Below are 14682 nucleotides of genomic sequence, written 5' to 3'. Positions count from 1 at the left end.
GAGAGACTTTCGTCGTGGCGGGCGTAAACGCAGGAGGCATTTCTATGAAAGCTTACATAGATTCGGAATATATGATCGAGCAGCTGAAAATGCTGCTGAACACACCAAGTCCCAGCGGCTATTGCGGATTGATTATGAGCAAGCTGCAGGAAGAAGTCCGTCGTCTCGGATACACGATGACGATCACGAATAAAGGCAACGGGCTGATCTCGATTCCCGGAGCGGACGGCTCCCGTACAACCGCCTTATCGGCGCATGTCGATACGCTAGGCGCGATGGTCCGGTCCATCAAAGAAAAGGGCACGCTGCGAATGACCTACGTCGGCGGCTATATGATGGGCAGCATCGAAAATGAATATTGCGTCGTGCATACCCGGGACGGACGAACATACGATGGAACTATTTTAACGACGAAGCCTTCCGTGCATGTGTTTCCCGACGCTCGCGAGCTGAAGCGCGAAGATGCTCACATGGAAGTTCGTTTGGATGAACTGGTAGGCTCGAAAAATGACGTGGAAGCCCTCGGTATACGGGTCGGCGATTTTATTTCATTCGATCCCCGGCTGCAAGTGAAACAGAACGGCTTTATTAAATCCCGTCATTTGGACGATAAGGCAAGCGTTGCAGCGATATTGGGACTGTTAAAGCTGCTGTGCGACCAACAGCTCGTACCTGCAGTGAATGTCGTTATCCTTATTTCCACTTACGAAGAGGTCGGTCACGGAGCGGCTTCATTGCCAGAAGGCATCGATGAACTGATTGCCGTCGATATGGGCGCGATGGGCGATGATTTAACCGCAACGGAACGGCAAGTATCGATATGCGCCAAAGACTCGTCAGGTCCTTACGATTATCGGATGACATCGAAGCTGATCGCCCTGGCGGAGAGCCAAGAGATTGACTACGCTGTTGACATATATCCGCAATACGGCTCCGATGCTTCGGCAGCGCTTAAAGGCGGGGCCGACATTCGCGCCGCACTCATCGGCCCGGCCGTTCACGCTTCGCACAGCATGGAGCGGACACATGTGGATGCGATCGTCGGTACGACGGCGCTGCTCACGGCCTACTTGCTCGATCCGGCAGAGCGCTGAAGAAGGAGGCTGCGGTCAAATGAACATCATCACATTGGAGAAAATAACCAAGAGCTACGGGGACAAAGTGCTGTTTGACGACATCACGCTCGCCATTAACGAGGGACAGCGGATCGGCTTGATCGGCGTGAACGGTACAGGCAAATCAACGCTGCTGAAGCTGATTGCAGGCCTCGAGAAGCCGGACGACGGCAAGCTTGTTCACGCCAATCGCTTCACGGTGGAATATTTGCCGCAAGATCCGCAGTTCGATTCTCAAGCTACCGTGCTGGAGCAAGTGTTCGCCGGCGATTCGCCTGTCATGCAGGCACTTCTTGCTTACGAGGAAGCGCTTCAAGCGCTGGAGAAAGCGCCCGAGGACGAACGTCAGCAGCAGCGGCTCTTCGCCGCACAGCAGCGCGTGGAGGCGCTTGGCGCATGGGAAGCGAATGCGGCGGCCAAAACCGTATTAGGCAAGCTAGGCATCACGGAAACGGACAAAGCCGTCGGCCTGCTGTCCGGCGGTCAGCGCAAGCGCGTAGCAATGGCGAGAGCTCTGCTGCAGCCGGCCGATCTGCTTATTCTTGATGAGCCGACGAACCATATCGATAATGAAACGGCGGCCTGGCTGGAGCAGTACTTAACGAAATGGAAGGGCGCTTTGCTGATGGTCACTCACGACCGGTATTTCCTCGACCGGGTGACGAATCGCATTATCGAGCTCGACCGCGGTAAGCTGTACAGCTACGACGGCAATTATGCCGATTACTTGGAAAAAAAGGCGGACCGCCTGGAGCGCGAGGCAGCCGAAGAGAGCAAACGGCAAAATTTGCTCCGCCGCGAGCTCGCGTGGCTGCGCCGCGGCGCCAAAGCCCGGTCGACGAAGCAAAAAGCGCGCGTGGAGCGGGTCGAGGAGCTGCGCGACCGGCAAACGGCCAAGCAGGCAGAGGCGCTTGACATTGCAATCGGCGGCTCGCGGCTCGGCAAGAAGGTGCTGGAGCTCGAGCACGTCGGCAAAAGCTTTGAAGGCAAAACGCTTATAGCCGATTTCAGCTGCATTATTCAACCCGGAGACCGTATCGGCATTATCGGCCCCAACGGCAGCGGCAAGTCTACGCTGATGAATATGCTCGCGGGGAAGCTGCAGCCCGACCAAGGTACGATCGATGTCGGCCAAACCGTGAAAATTGCATATTACACACAGGAAAACACGGAGATGGACGAGAAGCAGCGCGTCATCGACTATATTAAAGAAGCTGCGGAAATCGTGACGACGTCGGACGGCGATAAGGTCAGCGCGGCGCAAATGCTGGAACGGTTCTTATTCTCGCCGAACCTGCAGTGGGCCCCGATCGGTCGCTTATCCGGGGGAGAGCGCCGCAGGCTGTATCTGCTCCGCACGTTGATGGGGGAACCGAACGTGCTCTTGCTCGACGAGCCTACTAACGATTTGGACATTCAGACGCTTACCGTTCTTGAGCAGTATCTTGATGTTTTTCCGGGAGCCGTAATCTCGGTATCCCACGACCGGTATTTCCTCGACCGGACAGCGGAAAAGCTGTTCGCGTTCGAAGGCGGCGGTACGGTCCGCAAATATGAAGGCAGCTATTCCGATTATTTGGAGCAGGTAGAGGCCGATAAAGCGCAGGAATCGCTGCACAACGCAGCGGCAGTAAAGCAAGCCGCACCGCAGCAGCCGGCTCCGGCAGCATCGAGTCTAGACAAGCCGCGCAAGCTTTCGTACAAAGAACAGCGGGAATGGGAAGGGATCGAGCCGCTGATCGCCGATCTGGAGGCGAAGCAAGAAGCTGTGCGCAGTCTTATCGCTAACGCAGGCTCCGACTATATGGAGCTGCAGCGGCTTACGGCGGAAGACAAGCAGCTCAGCGATCAAATCGACGCTGCCATGACCCGCTGGGCCGAGCTGTCGGAGCTTGTCGAGCAGATTGAAAAGCGAAAATAAACGAGCTTGAAGCCTTTGACAATCCCGGTGATGCCGTGTATCATGAACGCGATAAGGCGTAATCGGATTCATACCGTTATTGGACTTCAAAGTCGATAATAGGGATAAGTAAACGGCTCATAAGAACAACAAATGAGCGAAGAAGGCAGGGACACTATGATTACAGTATCGAACGTAACGCTGCGTTACGGCAAACGTGCGCTATTTGAAGACGTCAACATCAAATTCACGCCGGGCAACTGCTACGGTTTGATCGGGGCGAACGGCGCCGGCAAGTCGACGTTTCTGAAAATTTTATCCGGCGAGATCGAGCCATCGAAAGGCGAAGTGTTCATCACGCCGGGCGAACGGCTGGCGGTATTGAAGCAGAACCATTACGAATTCGATGAATTTGAAGTGCTGAAAACCGTCATTAAAGGGCATGCAAGACTGTATGACATTATGACGGAGAAGGATGCGCTGTATGCAAAAGCGGATTTCTCGGAAGAGGACGGCATGCGTGCGGCCGAGCTCGAAGGCGAGTTCCAGGACCTCGACGGCTGGCAGGCAGAGTCCGATGCGGCGGAGCTGCTGATCGGTCTCGGCATTCCGACGTCGCTGCACGACATGAAGATGAAAGATCTCGGCGGCAACGAGAAGGTTCGCGTCCTGCTCGCTCAAGCGCTGTTCGGTAACCCGAACATCCTGCTGCTCGACGAGCCGACGAACCATTTGGATATCGAGTCCATTCAATGGCTGGAGAACTTCCTCTCCAAGTTTGAAGGCACCGTTATCGTCGTATCTCACGACCGTCACTTCCTGAACCAGGTATGTACGCACATCGCCGATATCGACTTCGGTAAAATTCAGCTGTACGTCGGTAACTACGACTTCTGGTACGAATCCAGCCAGCTCGCCCTGAAGCTGACCCGCGACGCCAACAAGCGGATCGAAGAGAAGCGCAAGGAACTGGAGACGTTCATTGCCCGCTTCAGCGCGAACGCTTCGAAATCCAAGCAGGCGACTTCGCGGAAGAAGCTGCTGGAGAAGCTGACGCTGGAAGATATTCGTCCGTCCAACCGCAAGTATCCGTTCATCAAATTCCAGCCGGAACGCGAGGCAGGCAAGCAGCTGCTGCAGGTGGAAGGGCTGTCGAAGACGATTGACGGCGAGCTTGTGCTGAACAACTTGTCGTTTACAATCAATAAGGGTGACAAGGTTGCTTTCGTCGGGCCGAACGGGCTGGCGAAGACGACGCTGTTCCGTATTCTGATGGGCGAGCTTGAAGCCGATTCCGGCACGTACTCTTGGGGCATTACAACGTCGCAGGCCTATTTCCCGAAGGATAACTCGGACTATTTCAATAACGATCTGACGCTCGTAGACTGGCTGCGTCAATATTCCAAGGATCAGGATGAGTCGTTCATCCGCGGCTTCCTGGGCCGCATGCTGTTCTCCGGCGAGGAAGCGATGAAGAAGTCGAGCGTTCTATCCGGAGGCGAGAAGGTTCGCTGTATGCTCGCCAAAATGATGCTGAGCGCACCAAACGTACTCATACTCGACGAGCCGACGAACCACCTTGACCTCGAGTCGATTACGGCGCTCAACAACGGCCTGATTGAATTCGACGGCACGATGCTGTTCGTCTCCCATGACCACCAGTTCATTCAAACGATCGCCAACCGGATTATGGAAATTACGCCGGCGGGTCTGATCGATAAAATGACGACGTACGACGAGTACCTCGAAAGCGAAGACATCAAGCGCCAGCGCGAGGCGCAGTACGCTTAAATAGATGGCCGACAAGTTAAGGCGTCGGCTGCCGCAAGGCAGCCAGGCGTCTTTCGTCGCATCTGCCGTCAGCCTTCGATGAGCCCCCGACCTGCAAGGAGGAGCAGCTTATGTTCGACCCGACCATCTATGACAATTTGAAGGTAGTGCTGGAGGGGTGCGTGTACGACCTCGATCTTGACGGGAAAATACTTGTCACGAATCGTTCGGACCGCGTTGAACTCGCTTCCATGGCCCGCAGCTGCTCGATCCGGTTCCGTGAAATCGACGGTGGGGCGGCTGCAGCGGAGCTCGGACTGCATACGGAGCTTGCCGATCTGGCCGCCGAGCTGCTCGAACAGGAACATATCGTGCCCGGATGCGTGCTCACCGTGAGGTTTGAGACGTTCACTACCGATCCGCAGCACGATTGTCCGACCGTAGAGAAGGCGCTTCTGGATATTTGGGAGGATCGGCCGGACGTTGTGCAAACGGTCTCTTACCAATGGCCGCGCAGTACGGCAGCATCCCAGCTTCACATTTCGCTCGATTTCCGGCGCAAAGTCGATGAGAGCCATGCCGCCGACTTCCCGAAGCTGGTGCAGGCTGCCGCTCATAGCCTGCGATGGCTGAATGATTATGCATCATCCCGGGGAGGAACAGGCTTGTGACGGATTCGCTGACGCCTGGAACCAGCTCATTCGTTATGCTGTACACGCCTTTATGCGGTACATGCAAGGTAGCGCTCCGCATGCTGGATGTCGTGGAAGCGGCGGATCCGGCGCTGCATGCCGATCGGATTAATCTGAACGTACGGCCGGAGCTTGCCGAGCGGTGGCGTGTAGGCAGCGTTCCTTGCTTGGTCCGCGTACGTAAAGGCGAAGTAAGCGGCATGCTGTACCGCATCTCTTCCGTCGATACGATTCTGACCTGGATGAGGCAAAGACTAGCCGAAGAAACCGACGAACCGATCAAGGGGATGAGCTAATCATGAATTTTCCGCGAGAACAAGAACAGCAGCTTCAGGTCGGCGATACGGTGATCGCCGAATACAAGAGCGGCCGGTATATCGGCACGATCGTCGAGCTGACGAACTCACGCAAGGCCGCGGTTCAAATCGCAGCGGTCGTGAAGCATCCGGAGCAAGGAGATCTGCATCACCCGATGCAAGCCGATGTTCCGCTGTTTCATCAGCGCAAGGCGCTCGCACATCGCGAAATTGCTCTGATGCCTCTTAACACCGTTGAACGATACGACGGTCCAGTACCGGAATACGACGAATCTCTGCGCGAATCGGTCGACCTGCACAAGCAGGAGCTCGACCAATTGAAGCGCTGGGCTGAACGGGCTTTAGCCGAAATGGAAGCCCTCGAACAGGAGTACAAAAAGATCAAATAATTTTTCCCGAAAATTAGGAGGTTTAATGATCATGACGACGACTCAGCAAGCAAAGATTCGGCTCGGCATTATCGGTGCAGGCAATATCGGCAACGTACATATGGAAGTATTCAGCAAAATCGCGGACAGCGTTCAGCTAGCCGGAGTAACGGATGTGTTCGCCCCGCTCGCGGAAAGCCGCGCCAAGCAGCACAATATCGATAAGGTTTATGCAACCGCCGACGAAATGCTCGCCGATCCGGGCATCGATGCCGTCGTCATTGCCGTCTCGAACGAATGGCACGCTCCGATCGCCGTGAAGGCGCTGCAGGCCGGGAAGCATGTCATGCTGGAAAAGCCGATGGCGATTAATTTGGAAGCGGCCAAGACGATCGTGAAGGCCCAGCGCGAGTCCGGCAAAGTGCTGATGATACCGCATCAGCTCCGCTGGGAATCCGTAGCCATGCAAGTGAAGGAGCAGGCGGACAAAGGCTCGCTCGGCCGTATTTACCACGCGAAAGCCGGCTGGGTGCGACGGAAGGGAATCCCGGGTTGGGGCACCTGGTTTACCCAAATGAGCAAATCGGGCGGCGGTCCCCTCATCGATCTCGGTGTGCATATGCTCGACCTGTCCCTCTATTTGATGGGCAATCCGAAGCCGGTATCGGTATTTGGGGCTGCCTATGCCGAGTTCGGTCCACGCAAGCGCGGAATTGGAACTTGGGGCAAGCCGGATTGGAATGGCGTGTACGATGTGGAGGATTTCGCGACGGCGCTGATTCGCTTGGACAATGGAGCTACCTTGACGCTTGATGTCAGTTGGGCGGCGCTCACGGATACCGATAACCAGCCGTATGTGCACCTGCTTGGCTCCGAGGGAGGCGCATCGCTGAGAGGAAGCAGCGGCAAGCTGATGAGCGAGCAGTTCGACCGCGAAGCGACGATCGAGCTGAGCGTACCGGGACAGGACGAAGGATCGCGCGTACGGATGAGCCGCCATTTTGTCGAGTGCATCCGGAACAACAGCGAGCCGATTACGTCGGTCATGTCGGGCTATACGAACAATTTGATTCTTGACGCCATCCGCCGTTCCTCGGAGACCGGACGGGAAGTCATGCTGGATTGGGAGCTGTAAGTGATGCACGAAACATCGCTGCAGGACATCGGCAAAGTGCCGGCCGAGCTGCTGGCCGAACGGCTTGAGCCGGTGCGGGAGCTGACGAAGACGGAGCTGGAACTGTACGAAATCGTAAAGGATCGGGCGACGGGCGAGCATTACTTGCATTATGCGTATGTGCATCGGAACGTGGCCGATATGTCGGCGGAAGAAAGCTTCCACCACCTGCTTCCGTTATCAAGCGACAGTGTGCTGGGACTGCTTTTCAATGACGACCCGTATGCGTATCCCGAATACTGGCGCAGCCCGTTTCTCCGCAACGGTCCGGAAGGGTACTACGTCTGGTTCGATCCGGGACAGCCGAGCGAAGAAGCTTTAGCGGAGCTGGAGGGACAGCGGATTCGCGAAAAAATGGAGCAGTTCAAGCGAAACGGCGCTTTCGATGAAGCATCTGTCAGAAAGCTGCTGGAAGAGCTGGATCCGCGTGAATGAAACGAAGCCGGTTTCGGCATCCTGAGTCTATAGTTGCTGCCGACAAGGAGGTTGAAGCCGATATGGAAACAGGTGCTTACCGATTTGCCGATTTGGAAAACAACGACCAGCTAGTGGCCGAAATTGCCGAGCTCGAAGCAAGATTACAAAGGGAGCTAGGCAAAGATATAACGTTGATCGCTTATACCAAAGGCGAGCCGGCCGGCGTACAAACCGAATAGCAGCACGGGGTTTTCAATCAGGAGCTGTACCGCATGCCGCGGTGCGGCTCTTTTTTTGCCTCGTCATGCATAGTTTCCCGTTATTCCCACATCCTAACGGATAGATTGGGCTAACGAATAGGGGGACACCACCATGACCGAATCGCGCAGCTCGGCTGTGAAAGTTGGCGCGGCGCTGCTCATTGCCCTCGGGCTTGCGGCCTGCACGAGCGGCAATGAGAACAAGAACGCATCCCCGATCGCCTACGGCGATATGGACAGCCGTAACAACGAGAACGACACGCTCGGCGCCAAAAGCTTGCCTGGACAAACCGACGCCCTGCCCTATCACGATAGCGTCGACAAAACGGAGTTCCATTACAACTCCCGGCTTTCCATGAATCGGGTGCTCGGCGAACAGCTGGTGGCACGCCTGCCTGAGCTGGCCGAGGCGCATGTGGCGCTGACGGAGAGCAACATTTATGCGGCCGTCAAGCTGAAAGGCTTACAGGCGCAAAGCCTGTCGGGAACGAAGGCCGATATGCAGGGACCGATGCCGGACGGGAAAAGCCAGGCGGGCATTTTCGGAACCGGGCAAGGCCCGACCCTGGATTGGCGGGCGCAGGACGGGCTGACCACCGCTCAGCAAGGCCGAATTACCGCCGTGCTGCATGAGCTCGCTCCGAGCAAGGCGAATATTTTCGTATCCTCCAATCCGAATTTTGTGCGCCGCATGAGCTATTATGCCGAACAAGCGCGGAGCGGCACGTCGATGAATATGTTTATCAACGAATTCAACACGATGACCAATTATGCGTTCCCAAGCAACTCCAGTGCCTCCAACCGTTAAATGTCAAACGGAAAATTTGACACAGAGCGAGTAGTAATGAATGCGATAGGCATAATAAATGTCGGCTCCAAGAGCTCATACACCCACTATTTTTGAGGAGGCAACAACCACAATGATCCAGAACGTACAAGCGCAAGCGCAGCAGGCAAGACAAATCGTCAATCAGCTGATCCAGCAGACGCAGCAAGCAAGCCGCACGTATGAGATGATGATCCAGCAAGAGTCGCAGAACGCCAACATGCTGCAGCAGCTGGCGCAGCGTGAGCGTCAAGCTACACAAATCATCGAACAAGCGCTGCGAGGCCATGATGTGGCGATTCAAAACATGCAGCAATGTCTGCAAATCGTCAATCAGCTGGAGCAAGCCGTCAATCAAATCGCTGCATTCAATGCAAACCAGGCGTTGCAAAATCAATCCTACAATACAAGCGCATACCGTCAATAAGTTCGATACGTTCGTATCGCGCCACGCTTTGGCTCCCGCCGAAGCGTGGCTTGTCATACATATTTGAATGAACAATAAAGGGAGGCTGCGCTATGATTAAGCAATATTTTGCCGACATTCGACTGGAACCGAACGACTCCCTAAGCGAGTCGCTTCAGGATTTGGTGAACGATGCCGAGGCCGAGTTTGAAACGCCCTTTGTGGAAGTAGCCCAAGTCATTCCGCACACGTCAACGAATTATACCGTCATTCTGAATTTGGATTTCGACGAAGATCCGGAAGAGGGCAAGTCCGAGGAAGAAGATTGAGCAGTGCGCAATGCCGCTCGCTTGTGGTAAACTATGGGGGATACATAGTGACAAGGGAGCGGTAAACCGATGAACGCACATGAAATCGATTATCAAATAATCGGCGACGAAATGCAATATGTTGAGATTGAGCTGGATCCGCAGGAGAGCGCTATCGCCGAGGCAGGCGCATTCATGATGATGGACGAGGGCATCTCCATGGAGACGATCTTCGGAGACGGAAGCTCTTCCAATCAAGGCTTGATGGGCAAGCTGTTCGGGGCAGGCAAGCGCCTGCTGACGGGGGAAAGCTTGTTCATGACGGTATACACGAACCGCGGTTACGGCAAGCAGCGAGTCGCATTCGCGTCCCCATACCCGGGTAAAATTTTGCCGATGGACTTGTCCCAGCTGGGCGGCAAACTCATTTGCCAGAAAGATTCGTTCCTTTGCGCGGCGAAGGGCGTGTCGGTCGGCATCGAATTTCAGCGCAAGCTGGGTGCGGGCTTCTTCGGCGGCGAAGGCTTTATCATGCAGAAAATCGAAGGCGACGGCTTGGCGTTCGTCCATGCCGGAGGCGTGATCGCGAAGCGTCATCTGCGTCCGGGCGAGCTGATCCGCGTCGATACCGGTTGTCTTGTAGCTATGACACCGGATGTCGATTACGATATCGAATTCGTGAAGGGCGTGAAGACGGCGCTGTTCGGCGGGGAAGGGCTGTTCTTCGCCACCTTGCGCGGACCGGGTACGGTGTGGATTCAGTCGCTTCCGTTCAGCCGTCTCGCCGATCGCGTACTTTCGGCAGCAGGCCCTGGCGGACGCAAGGAAGAGGGCGGCATTCTCGGCGGTTTAGGCAATTTGCTGGACGGGGATTGATCTCCTCGCACATAACGGATTTTCGAAGACCGGCAGCTACTCGAACGAAGAGAGCTGCCGTTTTTTTATGCGCCGACATTAAATCCGACTAACCCCATACTTTTTGTCAAAATGAAATCATTCAAACCGATTGACACCTTTTGGGCGCAATGCTAATATACTCATAACGAAATCACAGTAAAACTATAGGAATTATTTATAATCGTTGACCGGACGACCGGAAACAGTCATTCATACACAAAATTACGCTTGTATCAATGGAGAGGGTGGATCAAGATGAAAGCAATTCGTCACATATGGAATCATGCAGGTTGGAAACAAGTCGGTGCCGCCGTCGTGTCGGCAGCGCTCATCGCCACACTGGCCGCATGCGGCAGCGGAGATGCAGCTGCCCCGGCAGCGGGCGGTTCTGCGGGCTCGTCGGCCCCCGCCAAAAAGCCTATAGAACTGCTGAACGTATCTTACGACCCGACACGCGAGCTTTACGAAGCTTACAACCAAGCGTTCGCGAAATATTGGAAAGAAAAGAACAACCAAGAGGTTACGTTCCAGCAGTCGCACGGCGGCTCCGGCAAGCAGGCGCGCTCCGTCGCCGACGGCCTTGAAGCCGATGTCGTCACGCTGGCGCTGGCTTATGACATCGATTCCTTAGTTCCGTCCGGCCTCATTCCTCAAGACTGGCAGAAGCGTCTGGAAACCAACAGCACGCCGTATACGTCGACGATTGTGTTCCTCGTTCGCAAAGGCAATCCGAAGGGAATCAAAGATTGGGACGATCTGGTGAAGCCGGGCGTTTCGGTCATTACCCCGAATCCGAAGTCTTCCGGCGGAGCCCGCTGGAATTTCGCCGCCGCCTGGGCGTTCGCCTTGTCGAAGAATAACAAAGACGAAGCGAAGGCGAAGGAGTTCGTCAGCCAATTGTATAAAAATGTAGCTGTACTCGACTCCGGCGCCCGCGATTCGACGAACACGTTCGCCCAGCGCGGCATCGGCGATGTGCTGATCGCATGGGAGAACGAAGCGCACCTGTCCCTGAAGGAATCGCCGGGCAAATTCGAGATTGTCGTTCCGTCGCTGTCGATTCTCGCCGAGCCGCCGGTATCCGTCGTCGACAAGGTTGTCGATAAGAAAGGTACGCGCGAAGTGGCTGAAGCGTATTTGAAATACTTGTATTCGGATGAAGGCCAGGAGCTCGCCGCCAAAAACTTCTACCGTCCGCGTAACGAATCGATTGCCAAGAAATACGAAAGCCAGTTCCCTAAATTGAATCTCGTCAAAATCGACGACCCGGACTTCGGCGGCTGGACGAAGGTTCAGGACAAATTTTTCAAAGACGGCGCGATCTTCGATCAAATCTATACCCCTGCCAAAAAATAACGACGTGAAAAGAAAACCGTTCGGTTACCTTTCGAAAGGAGACCTCCATGCTTAAACTGCCAAAGTCCCGCAGCGTCATCCCCGGCTTCGGACTGTCGATGGGGTTCACGCTGCTGTATCTCGGACTCATCGTGCTGATTCCGCTCGTCGCCCTGTTCCTTCGGGCGGCGGGTCTAACTTGGCCGGTGTTCTGGGAAACCGTCACGAACGACCGGGTCATCGCTTCGTACCAACTCAGCTTCGGCGCCTCGCTGGTCGCCGCACTCGTGAACGGCGTGTTCGGCTTTATCGTCGCTTGGGTGCTTGTACGCTACTCGTTTCCCGGCAAGAAGATCGTCGACGCGCTCGTCGACCTGCCGTTCGCCCTGCCGACGGCCGTTGCCGGCATCGCGCTGACCACGCTGTATGCAGAGAACGGCTGGATCGGCAAGCTGCTCGTGCCGCTCGGCATCAAGACGGCGTACTCGCCGCTGGGCATCATGATCGCCCTGACGTTTATCGGCATTCCGTTCGTCGTACGGACGGTGCAGCCGGTCCTGGAGGAGCTTGACAAAGAGACGGAAGAGGCGGCTGTCAGTCTCGGCGCCTACCGGGGACGGACATTTTTCAAGGTTCTGTTTCCGCAAGTGCTTCCGGCGCTCATAACCGGCATGACGATGGCGTTCGCCCGCGCCGTCGGCGAATACGGCTCCGTCGTGTTCATCTCCGGCAACATGCCATACAAGACGGAAATTACACCGCTATTGATCATGACAAAGCTGGAGCAGTTCGACTATGCGGGAGCGACGGCGATTGCCGCAGTGATGCTGATCATCTCGTTCATTCTGCTGCTGGTGACGAACGTATTGCAAGCAAGATCCCAGCGCAAGCTGATTTCGGGTTAGGAGGGAATACCGATGGCAGGAGCAGTTCCTACCGCTGCAGCCGGCCGGTCCTTCGCCCCGAAAGCAAGGCCTGCCCGGCATTTGACGGAAAGCGGCTGGGTGCGATGGTCATTGATCGCCGTCGCGCTCGGTTTTCTCGGACTCATTCTCGTATTGCCGTTAGTTCTAGTATTTGTTGAGGCATTTGGTAAAGGCATTGCGCTGTATTTTGCGGCGTTCAAGGATAAAGCGGCCTTATCGGCAATCCAGCTGACGCTGTACACCGCGGCGATTGCCGTACCGCTTAACATGCTGTTCGGACTCGCCGCCGCGTGGGCGATCGCCAAATTCCGCTTCCGCGGCAGACAGCTGCTGCTGACGCTGATCGATTTGCCGTTCGCGGTATCGCCGGTTATTGCCGGTCTCGTCTTCGTGCTGCTGTTCGGCGCCCGCGGCTGGTTCGGGCCGTGGCTTGCCGAGCACGATATCAAAATTATTTTCGCTTTACCGGGCATTGTGCTCGCTACGATTTTCGTAACCTTCCCGTTCGTCGCCCGCGAATTGATCCCGCTGATGGAGGCGCAGGGCGTTCAGGAAGAGGAAGCGGCGGCCACCCTGGGAGCTTCCGGCTGGCGCATCTTCTGGAAGGTGACGCTGCCCAACATCAAGTGGGGCCTCCTGTACGGCGTCATTTTATGTAATGCCCGTGCAATGGGAGAATTCGGCGCCGTATCCGTCGTGTCCGGACACGTTCGCGGCAAGACGAATACGATACCGCTCCACGTACAGATTTTGTACAACGAGTATCAGTTCAATGCTGCTTTCGCGGTTGCGTCTTTGCTGGTCTTGTTGGGTATCGTAACACTGATAATCAAATCCGTCGTCGAATGGAAGCATCATCAGACCGTCCGGGCAGGCACGGGGGAAAGCGGGGATCGGCCATGAGCCATATTGCGGTAAGCGGACTTACGAAGAGCTTCGGAGCGCACCTGGCTTCGAACGACGTAAGCTTTACGATCGAGAAGGGGCAGCTGATCGGTCTGCTCGGGCCAAGCGGCGGCGGCAAGACGACGATACTGAGAATGCTTGCGGGACTGGAGCAGCCGGACGCCGGCGATATTCGGTTCCATGGCGAACGGGTCAACGATGTTGTGCCGCAGAAGCGCGGAATCGGGCTCGTATTCCAAAATTATGCATTATTCCGGCATATGAACGTTTACGATAATATCGCTTTCGGGCTTGCCGTGCAGAAGAAGCCGAAAGCGGACATCCAGCGCCGGGTGAACGAGCTGCTGGAGCTGACCGGACTCGGGGGCCTGGCGAAGCGTCTGCCGAGCCAGCTGTCCGGCGGGCAGCGGCAGCGTGTCGCCTTCGCCCGGGCGCTTGCCCCGCAGCCGCAGCTGCTGCTGCTCGACGAGCCGTTTGCAGCCATCGACGCAAAGGTGCGCAAGGAGCTGCGCTCCTGGCTGCGCGACATGATCGATCGGGTCGGCATTACGACCGTGTTCGTGACGCACGATCAGGAAGAGGCGGTGGAGGTTGCCGACGAAATCATGATTATTCATCAAGGCCGCCTGGAGCAGAAGGGGACGCCGAAGGACATTTATACGACGCCGCGCACCCCGTTCGTCGCCGGGTTCATCGGCGAATCCAGCACGGTCAGCGAGATTTCCGCGCTGCGCGGCTTCGAAGACAGCGCCCCCGGCGTGCAGGCGATCATTCGTCCCGAATTTATCGAGATCGGCTTTCCCAAAGAGCTTCGCTATCCGTCGGCCGCACAGGAAGGTGTCGTGAAAGCGACGTATTTCCGGGGGACGCACTGGCAGGTGGAGGTTGAGGTCGGCCCGAACCGATTGTTCGGCTACCGAGATTTGGAGCAGCCGGCGCTGCATCAAGGAGATCGGACGCATGTTCTGGTTCATCGCGCCTACTTGTTTGCGGATCAGGAAGTATCGGTTGTCGAAAATCGCCTCAAGAACGATCCGCTGCCGGTTCACATTTAACTACACATAA

Annotated in this window: 17 protein-coding genes; all 17 read left to right on the top strand. The window is 56.0% G+C overall.

Annotated features, from left to right (window positions below):
- The first annotated feature begins 44 nt into the window (after positions 1-44).
- Positions 45-1094: a M42 family metallopeptidase gene (locus tag ACFFK0_RS19930; protein WP_377472083.1), complete on the top strand. Its 1050-nt coding sequence runs from the start codon at positions 45-47 to the stop codon at positions 1092-1094.
- Between the two features lie 19 nt (positions 1095-1113).
- On the top strand, positions 1114-3036 hold the full coding sequence (locus ACFFK0_RS19925) for an ABC-F family ATP-binding cassette domain-containing protein (protein WP_377472082.1): 1923 nt from the start codon (positions 1114-1116) through the stop codon (positions 3034-3036).
- A gap of 156 nt (positions 3037-3192) precedes the next feature.
- Entirely contained in the window at positions 3193-4806 is a 1614-nt protein-coding gene (locus ACFFK0_RS19920; RefSeq protein ID WP_377472080.1) for an ABC-F family ATP-binding cassette domain-containing protein, read from the top strand.
- A gap of 110 nt (positions 4807-4916) precedes the next feature.
- Positions 4917-5456 (top strand): hypothetical protein, encoded by a 540-nt coding sequence (locus tag ACFFK0_RS19915; protein ID WP_377472078.1) that lies wholly within the window; start codon positions 4917-4919, stop codon positions 5454-5456.
- The gene (locus tag ACFFK0_RS19910; protein WP_377472077.1) at positions 5453-5773 is read left to right on the top strand and encodes a thioredoxin family protein; all 321 of its coding nucleotides are present in this window, start codon (positions 5453-5455) and stop codon (positions 5771-5773) included. Before ACFFK0_RS19915 ends, ACFFK0_RS19910 begins: the two co-directional genes overlap by 4 nt.
- Before the next feature lie 2 nt (positions 5774-5775).
- A complete protein-coding gene (gene kapB / locus ACFFK0_RS19905; protein WP_377472076.1) occupies positions 5776-6183 on the top strand; it encodes a kinase-associated lipoprotein KapB in 408 nt (135 codons plus the stop codon).
- A 31-nt stretch (positions 6184-6214) separates the two neighbouring features.
- The gene (locus ACFFK0_RS19900) at positions 6215-7297 is read left to right on the top strand and encodes a Gfo/Idh/MocA family protein (protein ID WP_377472075.1); all 1083 of its coding nucleotides are present in this window, start codon (positions 6215-6217) and stop codon (positions 7295-7297) included.
- Between the two features lie 3 nt (positions 7298-7300).
- Positions 7301-7771 carry a hypothetical protein gene (locus ACFFK0_RS19895; protein WP_377472074.1) on the top strand — a complete coding sequence of 157 codons (471 nt, stop codon included), beginning with the start codon at positions 7301-7303 and terminating at the stop codon, positions 7769-7771.
- A 62-nt stretch (positions 7772-7833) separates the two neighbouring features.
- Positions 7834-7992: a hypothetical protein gene (locus tag ACFFK0_RS19890; protein ID WP_377472073.1), complete on the top strand. Its 159-nt coding sequence runs from the start codon at positions 7834-7836 to the stop codon at positions 7990-7992.
- Between the two features lie 133 nt (positions 7993-8125).
- Positions 8126-8821: a hypothetical protein gene (locus ACFFK0_RS19885; RefSeq protein ID WP_377472072.1), complete on the top strand. Its 696-nt coding sequence runs from the start codon at positions 8126-8128 to the stop codon at positions 8819-8821.
- Between the two features lie 112 nt (positions 8822-8933).
- Positions 8934-9266, top strand: coding sequence for a hypothetical protein (locus tag ACFFK0_RS19880; protein WP_377472071.1), 333 nt, complete (start codon positions 8934-8936; stop codon positions 9264-9266).
- A gap of 92 nt (positions 9267-9358) precedes the next feature.
- Positions 9359-9574, top strand: a complete 216-nt coding sequence (locus ACFFK0_RS19875) for a hypothetical protein (protein ID WP_377472070.1) — start codon at positions 9359-9361, stop codon at positions 9572-9574.
- A 69-nt stretch (positions 9575-9643) separates the two neighbouring features.
- Positions 9644-10429, top strand: coding sequence for a TIGR00266 family protein (locus tag ACFFK0_RS19870; protein ID WP_377472069.1), 786 nt, complete (start codon positions 9644-9646; stop codon positions 10427-10429).
- Positions 10430-10705: 276 nt separating this feature from the next.
- Positions 10706-11806, top strand: coding sequence for a sulfate ABC transporter substrate-binding protein (locus ACFFK0_RS19865; protein ID WP_377472067.1), 1101 nt, complete (start codon positions 10706-10708; stop codon positions 11804-11806).
- A gap of 47 nt (positions 11807-11853) precedes the next feature.
- Positions 11854-12690: a sulfate ABC transporter permease subunit CysT gene (cysT, locus tag ACFFK0_RS19860; RefSeq protein ID WP_377472066.1), complete on the top strand. Its 837-nt coding sequence runs from the start codon at positions 11854-11856 to the stop codon at positions 12688-12690.
- Positions 12691-12702: 12 nt separating this feature from the next.
- On the top strand, positions 12703-13614 hold the full coding sequence (gene cysW, locus ACFFK0_RS19855) for a sulfate ABC transporter permease subunit CysW (protein ID WP_377472065.1): 912 nt from the start codon (positions 12703-12705) through the stop codon (positions 13612-13614).
- The gene (locus tag ACFFK0_RS19850) at positions 13611-14672 is read left to right on the top strand and encodes a sulfate/molybdate ABC transporter ATP-binding protein (RefSeq protein ID WP_377472064.1); all 1062 of its coding nucleotides are present in this window, start codon (positions 13611-13613) and stop codon (positions 14670-14672) included. Before cysW ends, ACFFK0_RS19850 begins: the two co-directional genes overlap by 4 nt.
- The last annotated feature ends 10 nt before the right edge of the window (positions 14673-14682 follow it).

This window comes from Paenibacillus chartarius, assembly GCF_042432825.1.
Lineage (GTDB): Bacteria > Bacillota > Bacilli > Paenibacillales > NBRC-103111 > Gordoniibacillus > Gordoniibacillus chartarius.
This window is presented reverse-complemented; position numbering and strand designations above follow the sequence as displayed.